Source organism: Niallia sp. Sow4_A1, from assembly GCF_052116745.1.
GTDB classification, from domain to species: Bacteria; Bacillota; Bacilli; order Bacillales; family Cytobacillaceae; genus Niallia; species Niallia hominis.
Genome location: NZ_JBQKKM010000014.1, coordinates 61,733 through 80,976, shown reverse-complemented (window position 1 = coordinate 80,976; position 19,244 = coordinate 61,733). Strand labels below are relative to the sequence as shown.

The 19,244-nt window shown below is 34.2% G+C and carries 15 protein-coding genes; 3 read left to right on the top strand and 12 right to left on the bottom strand.

Features of this window, described 5'->3' with window-relative positions; genetic code table 11:
• The first annotated feature begins 8 nt into the window (after positions 1-8).
• A complete protein-coding gene (locus ACTQ5K_RS10045; RefSeq protein ID WP_441993893.1) occupies positions 9-749 on the top strand; it encodes an SDR family oxidoreductase in 741 nt (246 codons plus the stop codon).
• A gap of 254 nt (positions 750-1,003) precedes the next feature.
• Here the strand turns inward: ACTQ5K_RS10045 and ACTQ5K_RS10040 are convergent, their stop codons facing one another.
• Complete coding sequence (locus tag ACTQ5K_RS10040; protein WP_441993892.1) at positions 1,004-2,461, bottom strand: DHA2 family efflux MFS transporter permease subunit; 1,458 nt, start codon at positions 2,459-2,461, stop codon at positions 1,004-1,006.
• A gap of 29 nt (positions 2,462-2,490) precedes the next feature.
• Positions 2,491-3,066, bottom strand: a complete 576-nt coding sequence (locus tag ACTQ5K_RS10035; protein ID WP_441993891.1) for a TetR/AcrR family transcriptional regulator — start codon at positions 3,064-3,066, stop codon at positions 2,491-2,493.
• Between the two features lie 300 nt (positions 3,067-3,366).
• Between ACTQ5K_RS10035 and ACTQ5K_RS10030 the strand changes: the two genes are divergently transcribed.
• A complete protein-coding gene (locus tag ACTQ5K_RS10030; RefSeq protein ID WP_441993890.1) occupies positions 3,367-4,041 on the top strand; it encodes an NAD(P)H-dependent oxidoreductase in 675 nt (224 codons plus the stop codon).
• A 193-nt stretch (positions 4,042-4,234) separates the two neighbouring features.
• Here ACTQ5K_RS10030 and ACTQ5K_RS10025 read toward each other — a convergent pair whose 3' ends face one another.
• Together ACTQ5K_RS10025 and ACTQ5K_RS10020 are read right to left on the bottom strand one after the other, a co-directional pair.
• On the bottom strand, positions 4,235-4,951 hold the full coding sequence (locus tag ACTQ5K_RS10025) for a GntR family transcriptional regulator (RefSeq protein ID WP_031537272.1): 717 nt from the start codon (positions 4,949-4,951) through the stop codon (positions 4,235-4,237).
• A gap of 114 nt (positions 4,952-5,065) precedes the next feature.
• Positions 5,066-6,265: an enolase C-terminal domain-like protein gene (locus ACTQ5K_RS10020; protein ID WP_031537274.1), complete on the bottom strand. Its 1,200-nt coding sequence runs from the start codon at positions 6,263-6,265 to the stop codon at positions 5,066-5,068.
• 305 nt (positions 6,266-6,570) lie between these two features.
• Here ACTQ5K_RS10020 and ACTQ5K_RS10015 point away from each other — a divergent pair, with 305 nt between their 5' ends.
• Positions 6,571-7,959 carry a PTS transporter subunit EIIC gene (locus ACTQ5K_RS10015; protein ID WP_441993889.1) on the top strand — a complete coding sequence of 463 codons (1,389 nt, stop codon included), beginning with the start codon at positions 6,571-6,573 and terminating at the stop codon, positions 7,957-7,959.
• A gap of 226 nt (positions 7,960-8,185) precedes the next feature.
• Here the strand turns inward: ACTQ5K_RS10015 and ACTQ5K_RS10010 are convergent, their stop codons facing one another.
• From ACTQ5K_RS10010 to ACTQ5K_RS09975, 8 genes are all read right to left on the bottom strand, one after another.
• Complete coding sequence (locus ACTQ5K_RS10010; protein WP_441993888.1) at positions 8,186-9,781, bottom strand: response regulator transcription factor; 1,596 nt, start codon at positions 9,779-9,781, stop codon at positions 8,186-8,188.
• A 110-nt stretch (positions 9,782-9,891) separates the two neighbouring features.
• Positions 9,892-11,667 (bottom strand): sensor histidine kinase, encoded by a 1,776-nt coding sequence (locus tag ACTQ5K_RS10005; protein WP_441993887.1) that lies wholly within the window; start codon positions 11,665-11,667, stop codon positions 9,892-9,894.
• 241 nt (positions 11,668-11,908) lie between these two features.
• Complete coding sequence (locus ACTQ5K_RS10000; RefSeq protein ID WP_441993886.1) at positions 11,909-12,514, bottom strand: YesL family protein; 606 nt, start codon at positions 12,512-12,514, stop codon at positions 11,909-11,911.
• Positions 12,507-14,090 (bottom strand): glycoside hydrolase family 43 protein, encoded by a 1,584-nt coding sequence (locus ACTQ5K_RS09995; protein WP_441993885.1) that lies wholly within the window; start codon positions 14,088-14,090, stop codon positions 12,507-12,509. The genes ACTQ5K_RS10000 and ACTQ5K_RS09995 overlap by 8 nt, the downstream gene beginning before the upstream one ends.
• Before the next feature lie 29 nt (positions 14,091-14,119).
• The gene (locus ACTQ5K_RS09990; protein ID WP_031537282.1) at positions 14,120-15,250 is read right to left on the bottom strand and encodes a glycosyl hydrolase family 8; all 1,131 of its coding nucleotides are present in this window, start codon (positions 15,248-15,250) and stop codon (positions 14,120-14,122) included.
• Between the two features lie 69 nt (positions 15,251-15,319).
• Complete coding sequence (locus ACTQ5K_RS09985; RefSeq protein ID WP_031537283.1) at positions 15,320-16,201, bottom strand: carbohydrate ABC transporter permease; 882 nt, start codon at positions 16,199-16,201, stop codon at positions 15,320-15,322.
• Positions 16,202-16,216: 15 nt separating this feature from the next.
• Positions 16,217-17,173: an ABC transporter permease gene (locus tag ACTQ5K_RS09980; protein WP_031537285.1), complete on the bottom strand. Its 957-nt coding sequence runs from the start codon at positions 17,171-17,173 to the stop codon at positions 16,217-16,219.
• Positions 17,174-17,293: 120 nt separating this feature from the next.
• Positions 17,294-18,958 (bottom strand): sugar ABC transporter substrate-binding protein, encoded by a 1,665-nt coding sequence (locus ACTQ5K_RS09975; RefSeq protein WP_441993884.1) that lies wholly within the window; start codon positions 18,956-18,958, stop codon positions 17,294-17,296.
• Between the last annotated feature and the right edge of the window lie 286 nt (positions 18,959-19,244).

Sequence of the window (19,244 nt, the reverse complement as noted above, 5' to 3'; positions counted from 1 at the left end):
GGAATCATATGAATCAGTTAAAAGACAAAGTTGCCATTATTACTGGTGCATCTAGAGGAATCGGTAGGAGTCTTGCAGAAGAACTTGCTCAATCAGGGGCTAAGGTAATTATCAACTATGCAAATAGTGATGAGAAAGCAAGAGAAGTTGTTGCAACAATCGTGGAAAAAGGGGGAGAAGCAGTAGCAGTTCAAGCAGATGTCAGCAAAATCAAAGAAGTGGAACGTTTATTTACAGAAAGTCTTCATCATTTTGGAAAAATAGACATTTTAGTTAATAACGCAGGGGTTATGCATACAATTCCTTTAAGCGATGTTACAGAAGAAGAGTTTGATCTCCATTTCTCCATCAATGTGAAAGGAACTTATTTTGCATGCCAGCAAGCACTTAAACATATGGAGCCAAATGGAAAAATCGTCAATTTCTCTACCTCTGTAGCTGGAATGATGTTCCCTGGATATAGCCTGTATGCTGCAACAAAGGGGGCTGTTGAACAGATTACAAGACAATTATCAAAGGAATTTGGGCAAAAAAATATTACGATAAATACCGTTTCTCCCGGCCCTACAAACACTGAGCTGTTTATGAATGGCAAAAGTCCTGAACAACTAGAAAATCTAAAAAGACTCAATGCATTTGGTCGCTTTGGAGAAACAGAAGATATTGCCAAAGTTGTTGCCTTTCTAGTAAGCGACGACGCTCGCTGGATTACTGGACAGACAATTCGAGTAAATGGTGGAATGGTTTAATAGATAAAAAATCGATTGAAAGAATAGGATTCACACTGAATGGTGTAAATCGATTCTTCCAATCGATTTTTTTCTTTGGCCGCTTTCATAAAGATTGTTGCTATGAATACACTTCATATTCTATGGAACGTGGGACGTGCCGCTTCTCGTTCACTTCTGCAGTCTCGGACTTTCTCACCTTCTAGGTTGTGGTGCTTTTTCCTATTGAAAAACAACAATCTTTAAAAACAGCTTTTATTTAAATCATTGTTGTATTAATGTGATGGATGATCTACTTTCACTCGTTTGATAAAGAATGATAGAACAAGACCAATGATGGCCACAATAATAGCAAAACTAAATGATTTTTGGACACCTGCTGTAAAAGCAAGCAATGGATTTAACGGATTTGTTAAATTTGTTGTACTACTTAAATATTCAGCAGAACCTGAAGCTAAAAGAGAAATAGCAATTGCTGTTCCGATTGCACCACCAACTTGCTGCAAAGTATTCATAATTGCTGTTCCGTGTGGATATAATTCAGGCGGCAATTGGTTTAAACCATTTGTTTGTGCCGGCATCATTACCATGGAGACACCAATCATTAATACAATCAGAAGAACAATGATAAAGCCTGATGATGTATCAATATCAATCTTTGAGAATCCGAATAATGCAAGTGTCGCTAGCGCAAGACCTGGAATAACTAGCCATTTTGGCCCGAATTTATCAAAAAGACTGCCCATAATTGGTGAAAGCAATCCATTGATTAGACCACCTGGCAGAAGTAGCAATCCTGCAGTGAACGTGCTTAATGCTAGAACATTTTGTAAATACAGTGGCAATAAAATCATGGATGAAAGCATCACCATCATAATCATGATTACAAGCACTAATCCTATAACAAACATTGGATATTTAAATGCACTTAAATTCATCATAGGCTGCTCCATTCTTACTTGGCGAATAGCAAACAAAATTAATGCTATTAGTCCGATAGCAATAGAAGTAATCACTTCTATGCTTCCCCATCCACCGCCTTCTCCTGCATTACTAAATCCATAAACAATGCCACCGAATCCAATTGTTGACAATACAATAGATAAAATATCGATCTTCGGCTTCGTTAATGTTGTTACATTTTGCATAAATATACTACCAAAAACAAGAGCAACCAAGAGAAGTGGCAATGAAATCCAGAAAATCCAATGCCAAGTAAGGGAGCGCAGAATTAGTCCAGAGATAGTTGGTCCCACTGCCGGAGCAAAACTAATAACTAACCCCATCATTCCCATTACTTTTCCGCGCTTATGCGGTGGGATTAATACAAGAATTGTATTAAACATAAGAGGTAATAATAGCGCTGTGCCAATTGCCTGAACAATACGTGCAATCATTAAAATCGTAAAGGTTGGCGCGATTGCCCCGATTATCGTTCCTGAAATCGAGAAAATAAGAGATGTAATAAATAACTGCCTTGTCGTAAACCATTGTAGAATAAGACCAGATACAGGAACTAAAATTCCAAGTGTTAATAAATAACCTGTTGTTAGCCATTGTACGGTTGTTTCGTTAATACTAAAATCCGTAATGATTGTTTTTAATGCCATATTCAGTGCCGTTTCACTAAATAAACCAATAAAGCCCGCAATTAAAAATGATGCAATAATTGGAACCGTTCTAAACTCCGATTTCCCAATTGTATTGCCTTTAGCAGGAATATCCATTGTCATATTGCTTTTCCTCCTTTAAATCTAAAAAATTACTGTTTTAACAGCACTGCTATTTGATTCGAAATACAACGCAGAGGGATACTACTCTTATTTGTTAATGATAGCATGCATCCGCCTTCTATCATTGCATTTAGCGTAATGCCCAGCTCTTTTGCCAGACCTTTTTCAAAGCCAAACTCCTCTAACCTATCTGTATAAAGCGCCTGCCAATTAGTAAAGGTAGCATCACATGCCAAGCGCAGCGTTTCGTGAGTTAACGCCGTTTCCGAGGCAATCAGACTAATTTGCAATCCTTCTAGTGCGCTACAGCCCATTTGATCAAATTCATTCGCAACGGCATTGACATGTAGCTGAAAAGCAGACACAGGTGTATCGCCACCATATAAGTCTTCTTTCATTTTTTCCACTACTAGCTCTCTCATCCGATTGATTGCCTCTAAAGCTATTTCTTCCTTCCCATTCGGAAAATGATAGTACAAGGATCCCTTTGGTGCACCACTCTCATCAATAATTTGATTGAGTCCTGTAGCATGGAATCCTTGCAACTGAAATAATTTCGTTGCAGTAGTTAGAATTGCTTCTTTTTTATTGTTGCCTTTTTTCATTTAGAATCATCTCTTCTTAAAAAAATTATAACAACTGGTCTACATAATATTAATGTGGGACTCTAGAAGTGTCAAGAAAATAATATGTGATTTTTACTCGTTTTTATACAAAAATTACTGATTCTTTATCTATTTTTAAAAGTAAGTGTTTTCAAACATATAGGAAAAGTTCTTATTAAAAATCATCAAACAAATTCTTAGAAAGTATTCTTAGCTTTTGATATACTCTTTCCTAAATTGGTTATCTTAAAAGAGGAAAAGGTAGGTAATCAAAGTAGGTATATTGGAAGGAGTACTAGAATGCGTAATAAAGAAGAGCTAAAACAAGAAATTCTTGACGCTTATCATTTTCGTCATGCTACAAAGGAGTTTGATCCAACGAAGAAAATTCCAGAAGATGACATGCACTTTATATTAGAAACAGGCCGTCTTTCCCCAAGCTCATTTGGTACAGAGCCATGGAAGTTTCTCGTGATTGAGAAACCGGAACTACTAGAAAAAATCAAACAATCCGCTTGGGGAGCTTATACAAAAATTCCAGCGGCAAGTGCGTTTGTTATCTTATTAGCACGTACAAAAATCGATACAGTATATGATTCTGCCTATTTAAAAGATCAATTGACAAATGTATCAAAGCTTCCTGCAGAAATAATTCCTAAAATGATTGAACGAATTGCAGAATTTCAAAAAGATGATTTTCATTTATTAGACGGAGATCGGGCATTATTCGATTGGGCTTCTAAACAAACATATATTGCGCTTGGGAATATGATGACTGCAGCTGCTCAAATCGGTATCGACTCATGTCCAATTGAAGGGTTTAATATCGAAAAAATGAATCAATTATTAGATGCAGAAGGGCTTTTAGAAGACGGGCATTTTGGAATATCTGTTATGGTAGCATTTGGCTATCGTGCAAAAGAGCCTTATCCAAAAACACGTAGAGCGTTTGATGATGTGGTGAAATGGATTTAAAGGCTTAGTTTAGATTATTCTACTAAAAATACCACTGCTTTATTGTCATAAATCCAATACAACAGTGGTATTTAGCTTTTCTAAGCTGACCTAATAGATGGAGTTCTTTAAGGTAGATTTTATATCATTTGGTAGTTGGGGAGTTTGGTCATTATTCATTATCCTATAAAGACACCTTTTCTATAGCTAAGTTCTAATCATTCTTCCTATATTGATGACTATACCGGTTAAAAGGAGTGAAATAGGAAACAGAGTAATCTAAGTTTATCATTTCACTATATTCGAAAACGGTGCCATTTTGTAGAATTCCTCTATTAAAAATTTTCATCGCGGCGACACCTTTTTTGCAGTTTAGTAGCTCTGCATCTTCCTTACTGACATTTATTGCACTGTAAGTAGTAATAAAATGAGAGATTTGATAACCACATTGCTGAACGTATTCATGAACGGAATTTTTAACTGCTTCTTCCTCTAAATCTGGAAAATACGCACAAGGAAGTCTTGTTGTTTCTATTTGCATTTTTTGAAAATCTACAATCCGAACTCGTTTGTATTCCCACACTTTTGTTTTTCTTCCGCTTATATCAAATATTTTCTCTAAAGCATGATCTGCCTCTATCTTTTTAAAATAGACAATTTTAGATTGGATATCCTTAAACTTTCTTTCTGTAAGTGAATTATAAATTAAGGGGCTTTTATATCGTGTTTCATTTACAAATATACCTGAACCTTGAATGATTTTTACACACCCTATGTTCACAAGCTTTTTTAGTGCTTCACGAATGGTATATCTTGATACCTCATAATGTTTTGCAAGCTCCCTTTCCGTTGGAATTTTTTCGCCTGCTTTATATTTATTTTGATAAATCTTACTTAAAATATCCTCTGCTATAAAGTCTTTTTTTTTCATCATATTACCCCTCAAACAGAATAGGTTTAACCTCCTCCTCATTCTAACACATATTTAAATTTTCAAAATTAAAGAAAGAGATCTTTTCTTCCTAGACCTCTCTCTTCTCTCCTATTAAGGTGTATGAATAGAACCATTTGGTATTCGCGCTTGTGTCCATTCATGTTTGCGATAGATAACAGGATATGTTTTTGCCATCTCCTCATCAAATTCTACACCAATCCCTACTTTTTCGATTGGATAGATATAGCCATCAAGCACTTCAACAGAATGTGGAAACATTTTCTTTGTTGTTTCATCTGCTTCTTGAATTTCCTGAATAGCTGCACTATGAAGATGAATATTTAGGTGCGTATTTACCGCTACCCCAATCGGTGTCATATCGGAAGGACCGTGCCAAGCAATGCGTACACCAAAATTATCACAAAGGGCTGCTAGCTTAAGTGCTGGGGTGATTCCGCCAATTTGCGAAACATGACAGCGTATATAATCAATTTGTCTATTAACGATGAGATTTCTCCACTCCATTGGATTATTGAAAAGTTCTCCCGTTGCTATTGGTGTCGTACATTGTCCCTTTAAATGGGAAAGCCATTCATTTTGATCAGGTGGCAAAATATCTTCTAAGAAATAAAGCTTATATGGCTCCAGTTCTTTTGCTAACTGAAGTGCTTGATTAGGAAATAACCGTTCATGAACATCATGTAAGAAATGAATAGAATACCCATATTTTTCACGGAGTGCTTTAAACATGGTAATAACATCATTCATATAAATATCTGGATCGAAATATTCCCCTTCACTTACCTCATTTGTCAAATGCATTTTTTGATTTTTCCCACCATATTTCCCTAACTGACAACGAATATGCCGATAACCTTTTTTTATTAAATCGTCAACATTAGTAAAAAGTTCATCGAGTGTTAATCCGTCTGCATGTGTATATGCTGCAATTGCATTTTTAGACTTTCCACCAAACAACTGATAAAGGGGCATATTGGCAAGCTTAGCCTTTATATCCCATAACGCCATATCGATACCAGCAATCGCGTTATTCATTACTGGCCCATTTCGCCAGTAAGAATTCACCATCATCATCTGCCATAAGTCTTCAATATGATTTGCATCTTTATTTAGTAATAATGGTTTTAAATACTCATCAACGATGGATTGGACAGCTAAAGGTCGCTGCTGAAAGGTTGCACAGCCATATCCAAAAATTCCTTTATTCGTTTCCACTTTAACAACTACTAGATTGTGCCTATGTGGATTAGTTACAAAAGATTTTATATCTGTTATTATCGTCGGTTCCACCAGTGAATCTCCTTCTCTCTTTACTTCTTCTTGTCAAATCAAAGCAAACCAATACCTAAATTTAAACATAGGAAAAATACACCGTCAATTTGGTTAGGCAAGTTATAATATATCGTTAATTTACCATACCAATTTCTCAACTAAATCATATAAAACCCTTATTTTATAAGGATTAATTCATCATTTTGGTTATATTTAAATCGTTTTCAAAAATGAAAAAGCTGTGCTATTATTTCCTTGTCAAATCAAAGTGCAATTATACGTTTTCCGGATTTATTAAAAAATGGAAAGGATGCTATTATACTATGAGGGAAAAAGAAACGATTTCAAAAATCATTGAATATGTTGGTGGCAAAAATAATATCAAAAAAGTTTGGCATTGCATGACTCGTTTACGTTTCGATTTATATGATCATTCATTAATAAAAAGAGAGCAAATAAAAGGACTGGATGGAGTGATTGGAGAACAGTTACAAAGTGATCAATACCAAATTATTATTGGTACACACGTCCAAAAATTTTATACAGCAATTATCGAAGAGTTAGGAATAGATGAGGATAAACAAGAAGCACATGAGAGTGACAAGAAAAAAGGTGTTTTCGGAAGATTACTAGATGTTGTTTCAGGGGTTTTCGGTCCAATTGTTCCTGCCATTGCTGGGGCTGGAATGATTAAGGGGATATTAGCCGGATTAATTGCGTTAAATATTCTTTCCAAAGAAAGTGAAACAGTAACCATTTTAGATTTAATTGCAAGCGGTGTCTTTTACTTTCTTCCCTTCTTTTTAGCAGTATCAGCAGCAAAAATATTTAAAACAAATCAATATCTTGCCATTGCAATTGCTGGTGGACTGATGTATCCAACCTTATTGGATGCAGCTAAATTAGGAGAAATAAGTCAGTTTCAATTTATTGGGTTACCGATTCCAGTTATTAATTATTCTGGTACAGTCATTCCTGTCATCCTTTCAGTTTGGGCGTTAAGTCATATTCACAAATGGGTAGACCGCTTTATGCCTACTGTTTTGAGAACGGTATTCACACCTACATTAGCGTTATTTATTGCTATTCCGTTCTCCTTAATTGTTACTGGTCCATTGGGAGGCTATGTTGGAAAGGCATTGGCTTATGTAATCGAACTTTTATTTGATATTTCGCCTATAGTAGCTGGTGTAGTAATGGGGGGAGCAAGGCCAATTGAAATTGTATTTGGAGTGCACCATGCCATCACACCAATCGCCCTGCAAAACTTCGCCGATAAAGGCTATGATATGTTAATGCCAATGATGTTCATGACTAATATGGCAATTGCCGGAGCAACCTTTGCTATGTTCTTTAAAGCAAAAAATAAAACGGAGAAATCCATTATCATATCTGCAACCATTTCAGCCTTACTTGGCATTACAGAACCTGCTTTATTCGGTGTACTAATTAAAAATAAAAAAGCATTTATTGCGTGTACAATTGGAAGTGCCATTGCTGCAACCTTCTTCGCTGCTACAGGAGTAAAAATATATGGCTATATCCTATCCAGCATCGTAAGCCTAGTTGCCTATGTTGGACCTTACTTCCCTTATGCCATTGCTGGAATTATTATTGCCATTGGATCATCTTTCTTGATTGCTTACTTTACGATTAAGAAGAATGGTTCTAGTGAATTAAATGAGCATGTTTCTAATGCGCAGAAGATTTAAGTAAATAATTTTTCGATGGGACCTCTCAAAAAGTATGTAATCCTAGCTTATTGGAGGTCCCTATTATTTTTTTAAACTCTCAAGTCACTTACTTTTTTTGTTATGGATTTATTTTTTTAGTTCCCATGAGGCTCAACAACTTTAGGGTGTAAAAGGAGTTCTTCCCAAATATGAAGTATCATTAAGATAGAATGATGTCCTACTTGCTTGGTTTATACTTTTTTCATTATGCCTCCTTAACCTTCCTGCCCTGAAGACGATACTTTCGAGGCGTTACCTTCTTAACTTGTAGAAATTTTTTTATAAAGTAATCTGGATTTTGGAAGCCTATATTAGTTGCTATTTGATAAATCCGATCATCTGTTTGTTCTAATAGCTGACATGCCTTTTCTATTCTATATTCATTTAGATAGTCTTTAAACGCTATCCCATACTTCTTACTAAATAATTGACCTAAATATACACTGTTTATATTATATTTATCTCCTAATTTCCTCAAACTTAACTTTTCCATATAACACGCTTCAATATCCTGTTCGATTTTCACTAAGATATCTTTAGAAGAGTAATTCTTGATACTATATAAATAATTGGCAAAAGTTAAGGAGTAAGTTAAAAACTCATCCATCGAAACTCTCCCAGATAACAGATTTTTCTGATTATGAATAAACAGGGAGTATTCATCATCAGAAAAATGCTTATTACTATTCTTATTCCATAAGTCTGATAGTTGGTAAATTAATAGAGTTAGATTGTTTTTTATCAATTGAGGATGTAAACATTTCTGATGAAATTTATCGTATATTTGCTCAATAACACTTTTTATTTTTTGTTCGTTATTTTCAGTAATGCTATTAATATATTGATTTATCCATTTTTGGGACAAGTGATATTGCTCTAAAGAGAAGGTAGGTAATTTCTTGCAATCGATAATTTCTTTATCTGCACAATAAAAATATTCATATTCTTTTCCTAAAACTACATTATTATAGGAAGCGTTGATGTCTTCTATGTTTTCTACCGTACTCCCAATATATATTTTCACCTTGAATGGCACTTCACTCATTAATTTTTTTTGAAGTTTTGCTAAATAATTCGTTCTATAGACCTCTGAACGTAAGCATTGCCATATAACACTTACCGAGAATTCCATATTCGTATTTTCTATATCATAAAGAATAAGAAAATTCTCTTCCTGTACTGTATTTTCTATTACACTATATAACCTATCTTTCCATTTCTTTTTTTGTTCTACTGTAACACGTTCCTGTTTATTTTCAGGCACGACATCCATATTAATAAAGGTGTAGTTTTTAAATTCCCCATGTCTACCCTTGATAAATTCAATATCCTTCGATGTAAATTTATCATATAAGATATTTTTCATATGATAATCAACGATTGCTTTATTCTTTTTCTCTTCCTCTTTTTCTTTTCTCTTTAGTAACATAAATCCTTTATTAATCGTTTCTAGTAAATCAATTAACTCTTTTTCCTGAATTGGCTTTAGCAAGTAATCTGTGACCTTATATTGAATCGCTTTCTTTGCATATTCAAATTCATAAAATCCACTTAAGATTACAAATCGTATCTCCTTATCAACGCTTTTCTTTACCTGTTTAATTAATTCTATCCCACTCATAACAGGCATTTTTATGTCAGTCAAAACAATGTCAACTTCATGGCCTAAAATAATTTGAAGAGCATCTTCTCCATTTCCTGCTTCATAACAAATTTCAAAACCATAGTTCCCCCAGTCAATCATGACTTTAATTCCTTCTCGAATATATGGTTCATCATCAACAATAAGGACTTTTAACATTATTCATTCCTCCTAAAATGATCTTTCGCATGCCAACTGGATTGTGAAAGAAACAATGAATCCCTAAAAGCTCCAATACCATACCTTCCAATTCATTATTAGAGATTTTTCTATATAATTGGTAGCTTAATGCATACTTCGGTACCATTATGCATCTGACTTTCCATTACTAATTCTACCTCCTGTTGATAATGCATTTTCAAGCGTAAATACGCATTTAAAATTCCCGTGCTTTCTTCCCAATTGGATGTTGTTATATCATTTTTCTCCAGACTTTCTTTTATTTTCATTAATCTCTTTTCATCCATTCCAATTCCACTATCTAAAATTTCTATATAAATAGCTTCGTCTTGTTTAGAGACGATAATACTAATTTCCCCGCCATCTTTCTTTTTCTCAATTCCATGAATACAAGCATTCTCCACAAACGTTACTATCAGCATCTTTGGAATATAATAGGCCTTACACTCTTCTTCCACATAGATAGAAAAATTCAATCTATCTACAAAACGATACTTTTGAATATTCAAGTATCTTTGTACATATGCTATTTCTTCCTCTACAGTAACAAAATAAGAATCGCTCCATTTCGTCATTCTTCTAAAAAGTAGTGCTAATTCATTAATAACCGTTGCACTTTCTTTATCACCATTTAATAAATTCCTCATGCGAATACTATCTAGTGTGTTATACAGAAAATGTGGGTTTACTTGGCTTTGAAGAGCATTCAACTCCGCTTTCGTTTTGGCCAGTTCTATTTTCTGCTGTTCTCTTTCTTTCTTATATACTTCACCTAATAATTCATCAATCTTCACCACCATGAAATTATAACTCCGTATTAAATCACCTATTTCGTCCTTTCCTTCATTGATATTTATTCTTTCGAATATCCCTTTTTCTACTTTTAATAAATGTTGTTCCGTGAGAGCAATTCTATCTTGAAACGATTTATTAATAAGCAAAATAATAAGTGTAGGAAACAAAAAATTGAAGATGATTAACACAAGGAGTACTGTTTTCTTATTTTCTATTAAATCCAAAATATTGGTTTGATTGTTAGATATATAGATATCCCACCGATCATTAATTGCTAGAAAAGAATCGGATAGATTAAAGGCACGCTTTTCATTTGATTCTAATGGACGAAACATTGCATTTTTATTCTCATAACCATGATTGCTAAATATAATCTGATCCTTATAGGCTATTACAATAGTATTACTTAGATCTTCATTTTTAATATTTGCCAATAATCGATAATAATTAATATTTATTTTTACAATACTTTTATATCCATTGTTCCCATTTGGTAATTCTCTAATAAAACTGATCGTTCGACTTGATTCTAACTTTGGAGGGAACTGCTTATTTTCCTCATAATAAGGATATAAAATCATGTTTTGATTATTTTCTTTGTATATTTTATACCAATCCGTGTTCTCGACCGCTCGCAAATCCCAAAAAACACCACCGTTAACAATAGTTGGATTATTAGTATATATTTCTATACTTTCCAAAGCTTGAGATACATAAAAACTATTAATTATATTTTCTTGAATAAGAGATATATAGTCACTATAATAATCTACATTATCCTTATATTTTTTCTGAAGAAATTCATTAATCTTCATGTCTCTACTAATATAATTCGAAACTTCCGTAATCTCATTTAGGCTTTCGTTAAGATGATATTTCATCCGTTCTATCGTAATTTCCATTAATTTATTTTGTTGGATATTCTCATTTTCTCGAATGGAATGAATAATGATTAAATTGGTAAGAACGATAGGAATAACGACAGCTAATAGATAAATTAAAAACATCTTTTTACTTATTTTAATGTTATTCAGTAGCAAAGCAAGCAAGCTCTTTTCCCATCCTTCCAAACCAAGCTCCACACATCATGCAAAGCAAAAAGGCTACTATCTATTGCAATCAAAAGTAATAATGAACAATAGCATCTATTATATTTATACCTCAATCGCAAACGCTTTCTACAATCCACATTCTACCATTATTTCCCATTAAAATATAGAGATTTTTCAATAAAAATCATCTTTTACTATGAATCCATGATATTTAGTTATATCATCACTTCTTTTACCTTTTTTTTGCATCAATCTCTTATTATTTTTCTTGCAAATAGCTAGAAAATATTTTTTCCATATAGCAACCGACATTATATGCGAAGAAAGCAGGAAGGATTACAATTAAGATTGGTAATAACCATATACTAAATACAAAAATCACAAATAGTATTAAAAAAAATAGTGATCTAGGCAAATTGCTAATAGCTAATATAGCTGCATTTTTCCAAATAATTTTTAATGGGGAGTGAAACCTTGCTATATAGGAAATAGCATAGATAAAACAACAACATAAAAATGGAATAAGAAGAAGAAAAAATGTTTGCCCTATTATAGCTACTATACCGCCATTTGCCTGTGCTCCTAAAAATAGGCTATTGAAATAAAACACAGAAATAGCAGTAGCAAACAATAGCCAAGTAATAGTAGCCTGTTTAAAGCTACTTTTCATCGCTTTCCAAAATTGCGGAAATATATATCCCTCTTCCTCTCTAACAGCATGATGGGCTGCATAATACAATGCAGCCGTTGATGCCCCAATCGTAATGATAGGTAAGGAGAAAACTGCCCAAAGAATGCTTAAATATAATAAATTGGCTATCTTCGTCAATCTTCTCATATATATTCCATTCGTTAATCTATTCATGTAGTTTCACCTTTTCTGTTTTCTGTGATTCCGATTCCATGTTTACTTGCTTCAACCATTGAAAGTCTGCATAACAACTGTTTGTTACATCCACTTTACTAGTAACATAGACTCCCATGGTACATCCAACAAACCCTCCTGCTATCTCCGTGCTTAGGAAGTGTGCATCTATATTTTTTGCTACTTCTATATCTTTTCCATCCTTAGAATAATAGAAATGTAGATTTTGACAATCACCTTGTATGTTTAAGATTAGACTATTAGAGTCCTCTACTACTCGTGCCCCCAGCCTATCTTCCCCGTCATAATTTGTTATGACTCTTAATTCTCTTTGTCCATCAAATAACCCCGCTACAAAGCGAATAGAGTAACGATCATTTTGAAGAATCACAAGCCCAGCTTCATCTCCATTATGCTGCGGGACAAAATCAAATTTAGTTGTAAGTGTATACAACATTGATTGTTGTCTAACACCTATATACGAAGGAGACGCAATATCAGCAATCGTATGTTGTGAAGCATATATTCTTAACCAGCCATCTCTTTCATCAAAAGCGTACTTTTCCATATTCGGATTTCTTAAAAATAATAATCGCTTATCTAAAGGTTGTTCCAATTGAATTTGTGGATTTAGCGATTCTACTGGAGAAAGTGGAAGTTTGTGTTCCTGCTCTTGCTTGAGCCTTCCTATTCCTGGATTAACTACTGGCCAATCATTTTCCCAAATCACCTCTGCTAAAAAGGTTTCTCTTCCTAAATTGCTATATCCTTCAAAAACACGACTAGCAAGACAAGTCATATACCAGCTTCCATCAGATGTCTCAACCAAGTCGCCATGTCCGACATTCCTTACAGGATAATTACTTCCTAGGTGCCTATGGGTAAGAATTGGGTTACATGGATTCCCTATATACGGACCATCAACTTTCTTACTTCTTGCAATCGTAACACAGTGATCAAATCCAGTGCCGCCTTCCGCAATCATTAAGTAATAATAACCGTTCCGTTTATATAAATGGGGTCCTTCTGGCCAAATTGCATCCCGCAATGCGCCTTTCCAAAGTTTTGTACTGACTCCTACTAATTTCATGGAAGATAGATCTAATTCCTGTTGCCATACCTCCCAATCCCCATTATAGCGAACTCCCTTAGGATTAGGTCTAGTTCCCACATAATAGCATTTTCCATCTGTATCAAAAAACAAACTTGGATCGATTCCCTCTGCTCCATCTAAATAATATGGATCTGACCATGACCCTCTTGGATCAGTGGCAGTTACAATAAAGTTACCGCCTTTTGGGACATTTGTTGTTATCATATAGAAAGTACCATTATTGTATCTGATGGATGGAGCAAAAATACCTTGAGAATGCGTAACATCTGCTAAAGGAAGCTGTGATTCTCGCTCTAAGATATTTCCAATCAGTTCCCAATTAACAAGATCCTTACTATGATAGATTGGAACACCTGGAAAATAAGAAAAAGTAGAAGTTACTAAATAATAATCTTCTCCAACAACACAAATAGATGGATCTGGCGAAAATCCTTTTACAATCGGATTCTGAAAAGCCGGCACTACTAATCATCCCTTCTTATTAAATAAATTTACCAAATTCTAAAATTTCCACTTAACGCTAAAAATGCAAAGCTGTAAAGAAAGTTATCATAATATCTGCGATTTCCTGTTCTAAGAGGTGTGTTCCATAGCTTTTCTACACATTCTCTTGCATAGTCGTATTTCCCCTCTGTCGCAAGTGAGGCCATAGCATTTGTTGCCAATAACCCTACAGGATGTAATACCTTCTGTTCTACTTTTGTTCCATCTATGGCGTAGACATAATCTACTTCTCCTTTAACTGTTTCACAAAAGAACTTTTGGATATTTGCCACACAAATTCTTAGCTTTTCCTCTTTTCCAAACCATTCATAATCAAGACCAATATTAGCCGCCACTCGATACGAATCGCTGTAAAAATGAAAATGCTCACTGTCATAATAAGGATTCCCATCATAATCAGCATACTCTGCTGTAAGTCCTGTGGCTGGATGGCACGCCTTTAATAAATAGTTTCTACTAGCTTCAGCAGCTTCCTTCCAAAAGTCGCAGTCCTCATCATTTGCCCAGATGGAAAAGAGTTCGTAAAAGTGAGGCAAATGATAGGATGGATCAGAGTATTCCACTTCTGGAATAAATTTAATGAGTTTATTTTCAGGATTCCACATAGGAAAACCATCATTGTTTTCTCCTTTATGAATACAATGGTGTAAAATATCTTTTGCTTGCTCAGAGTATTGAAAAATTCCTCTGCCATCTCCCCAACGATGGGAAGCAAAGAATAAAGCCATTGCAAAATATTCCTCTCCATCTGGAGCAGGACCGTAAGCATTTTTTACTCCTTCAGGTGAAACAGACCAAGCAAAATAGTTTGCATGAACTCCCGAATCCATCCACATATACGTTTTCGTCCATTTCCACAATCGATCAAATACTTCCTTTTGATCTAATTGCACACTTAGCATCATTGCATAGGACATTCCTTCTGTTCTAACATCATTATTCCCTGTGTCCACAACATATCCCATCTCGTTATCCGTCTCATAATAAATACGTTCATCATCTTTTCCAAAAAATAATGTTTGCCAAATCAGTGCTAAACGATCATTAATTTCCTGTTCCTGATAACCATATTTTGCAAATAAATTTGTATATTCCCCAGTTTGAAATGCTTTTCCCATACTAATCTACCGAACTATCACTCCCTGATAGTCAAGTAGTGTCACCTCCACTATTTCTTTTTTTAGCTATTATTCTTTTACTCCACCTATTGTTAATCCACTCATAAAATACTTTTGTAAGAATGGATAAAGACAGACAATCGGCAATGCGGTAATAATTGTAGTAGCTGCTCGGATCGATGTAGGAGTAACCATTGAAGACGAGTTTTTCATAGAATCTACATTTGCACCTTGACTCGTCACAGATGAAAGCAGTTTCATTAATTCATATTGTAATGTGGTCAATCTGTCATTAAATCCGTTATATAACATGGCATCGAACCAAGCATTCCATTGATATACTGCTATAAATAATGCAACAGTTGCTAAAACTGGTTTGCACAGTGGCATTATAATACTTATGAATATTCTAAAATGCGATGCCCCATCCATTTTGGCAGATTCCACCAAACTCTCTGGTAATCCATTAATATACGTACGGATGACCAACATGTTAAATGCACTGATCATTCCTGGGATGATATATACCCAAAAACTATTTAACAATCCTAATTTACCCATCAATAAATAATTGGGAATCAAACCTGCATTTAAATACATGGTAAAGATATAAAGCAATGTGATAGATTTTCTAAATACAAATTCCTTTCTACTTAAAATATAAGCTAAAAGAGCTGTTAGAAATAATTGGACGATGGTGGCAATTACTGTTCGGGAAACAGTAATTATAGAAGCTTGAATAAGCGAATCTTTTTGGAATACAGTGATATAGTTATCAAGTGTTAATTCTCTTGGAAAGAGGTAAATTCCTCCTTTAATCGAATCTAATCCGTCATTAAAGGACACTGCTAGCGTGTTTAAAATTGGGTAAAGTGTTGCAAGAATAAAAAATAGTAAAAAAATCCATTTGAGTATATCAAAAAGAACATCAGAATAATAGACCTTTTTCATCGCTTCGAGCCTCCTTTAGAATAGTCTTTCTTCTCCTGCCATTTTCGCTAAATGGTTGGCAATAAAGATTAAGGTAAGACTAATTATCCCATTAAATATTCCAGCAGCTGTAGCTAAAGAATAGTTATTTAAGCTAATTCCATATTTTAAAACAAAGATATCAATTGTTTGCGATACTCCTTGAACTAATCCATTTCCTAATAGATATTGAACTTCAAATCCAGCATTCAATATATTTCCAATATTAATTAATAAGAGTATAAAGATAGTTGGTTTAATACCTGGCAAAGTAACATGCCAAATTTTTCTTAAGCGATTCGCTCCATCAATAGATGCAGCTTCATATAATTCATCATTAATGGATGCCATTGCTGCTAAATAAATGATACTTCCCCATCCAGTTGATTTCCACACATTCGCAAAGCCTACAATCCACCAGAAGTATTTAGGGTCTGCAAAAAAGTTAATTGGTGTATCAATTACTCCAAATAGTAATAATAGTTGATTGATAATTCCTGTTTCAGGAGATAATACTTCCATTACAATTCCTGTAACGATAATCCAAGATAAAAAGTGAGGAAGATATGACACGGTTTGCATAAACTTTTTGACCGTTTTATTTCTTACTTCATTTAATAGAATGGCAAATCCAATTGAAAAAACAAATCCTAGCACAAGGTTTATAATACTCATTGCTAACGTATTACGAACTACATGAATGAATGTTGGATCGGAAAAAAGAAATTTAAAGTTGCTTAACCCCACCCATTCTTGATCCAATATCCCTCTTCCTGGCCGATAATTTTGAAAAGCCATTAACCAACCACTGAGGGGGGCGTAATAAAAAATTAATGCATAAATAACAAAAGGGATAGACAGTAACACTAATTCCTTTTGTTCTCGACATTTCTTAAATAGTTTTTTTAATGAACTTACCTTTTTGGGAGATGGCTGAACGACAGATTCTAACATCACCGGTTTCTCCTGCTGCAACGTTAACACACACCTTTCATTAAAACGAAAAGGAATGGGAAAACGCCCTAAATTCTAGGCCGTATCCCCAAATAATTCGTTATCTAATATTTTTATTTGTTAATTAGTAGATTCAGCCACTTCGATTCTTCGCTGTACTTCCTTCGTTAAGGCATCTTCATATGCCTTTACATCTACTTGAGAATCATAAGCATCCATATAATCATTCCATGCACTTTCAAACTTATCTGGTGATGTCATAATAACTTTCGGTAACCACTGTTGCTTTACTTCCGTCATTTTTTCTTTTGAAATTCCTTCTGGTGTGCTTGCAGTCCAACCATTAGTTGCAGAATAGATCGGATACCAAGGTGCATTTTCCTCCACTGGTGTTAAGAAATCCGTCCATTTTTTATAGCCATAAGCATCTAGAATCTTTCTATCCAAATCAGATAAGGTGGCATAGAATTCATCCGGTTGCTCCCCAGGTGAAACAGCATTGATTCCGTCTTCCATCATTCCACCGTAAGTTGGGAAATAATTATAATCAGAAAAATTATTTGTTACATAATTTTGATCTTTTGCGTTATTACGTTGCTCTTCTGTACGATAGAATACTCCCTTATCATCTACTTCATAATCAACACCTTCTTCTCCCCAAGTTCTCATAACCATTACTTCTGGATCAAGTAAGTCATTTAAGAACTTCAGAGAGCCTTCCACATCCTTATTACTAATGCTAATACCAAGGCCATTTGCAACATTTAATGTTGGTGGGCTAAAATATTGTGGTGTAACACTTTCATCTAAAACTAAATCAAGGGGAACATAAGTAAGCTCATCTAACCCTTGTGACTTAAGTGAATTTTCAGCATCCTGGAATTGCCAATGTTGATCAACCATTCCCAATACACGTCCAGAAGAAATTTTAGCAATATATTGGTCATAAGACATCGTAAAAGTCTCTGGATCAATTATTCCATTCGCAAATTTCTCACTAAGAATTTTGTAATATTCTTTTGCTTCAGGAATCTTATCATAAACTTTTGCTTCCTTTGTTACAGGATCAATAACGGCAGCTCCATCATTCGGATATCCAGCTAAAAATTGCGGTGGGTTTTCTAAACAGAAATATCTCCAGTCATCAGACAAAATAGAAAAGCCAATATTCTTCTGTCCATCATCCAAAGTAGGATTTTCTTTCAAATAGCTCTCAATAAGGTCAAAATATTCATCTAAAGTGGTGATTTCTGGATAATCAGCCCATTCCAAAATACGCTTTTGGATCCAAAATGCTTCATCATTATGTTGTACAGCCATATTTTCCCCTTTGACGATACCGAATTGAGGAATAATGTAGATATGACCATCCTCATTTCTAATTTGATTCCATTGAGCATCTGTATACAAATTTTTAATATTTGGATAATCGTCTAGATAGTCTTCTAATGGAATTAATGCACCAGCATTAATTAACGCAGCTGTTCCATCCGAACCATCAATGAAATCAGGATATTCTCCTCCTGCAATCATTACACCGATTCGTTCAGAAGCTGTTTGTCCTGTTAACCAGGTAACATCTGCTTTTGCTCCTATTTTTTCAGCAATTTTATTCATCATTCTATTATCATCAGGCAATTCCTTACCAGGAACAGCCATAAATGCAGTAAAGGTCTTTATTCCATTTTCGTCCACATTAGATGATGTTTCTTTATCAGATTCGCATCCTGAGAGCACTAATAAACCTATTAAAAATACAGATAAAACGGATATTATCTTCTTCATTTTTACACCCCCATATAAAATTTCAGACAATAAAATTAATAAAGGCTTTCATTCAGATAAAATAAAAAATAGGACTTTCTTATCCTCCTCCTTTTCCTAATCACAAAGAAAACGCTTTCTTTACATTCTTACCATAACAAATGTAAGCGCTATTTTCATCCATACATTCTATAGAGATTTTACTAATTTTGGGGGATATATTTAATTTGTCTTATTTTTTTGAACTCCAACTAGTAATAGTTCCCATCATTCTAATAATATTTCTCTTTAGTTTGATTGTATAATG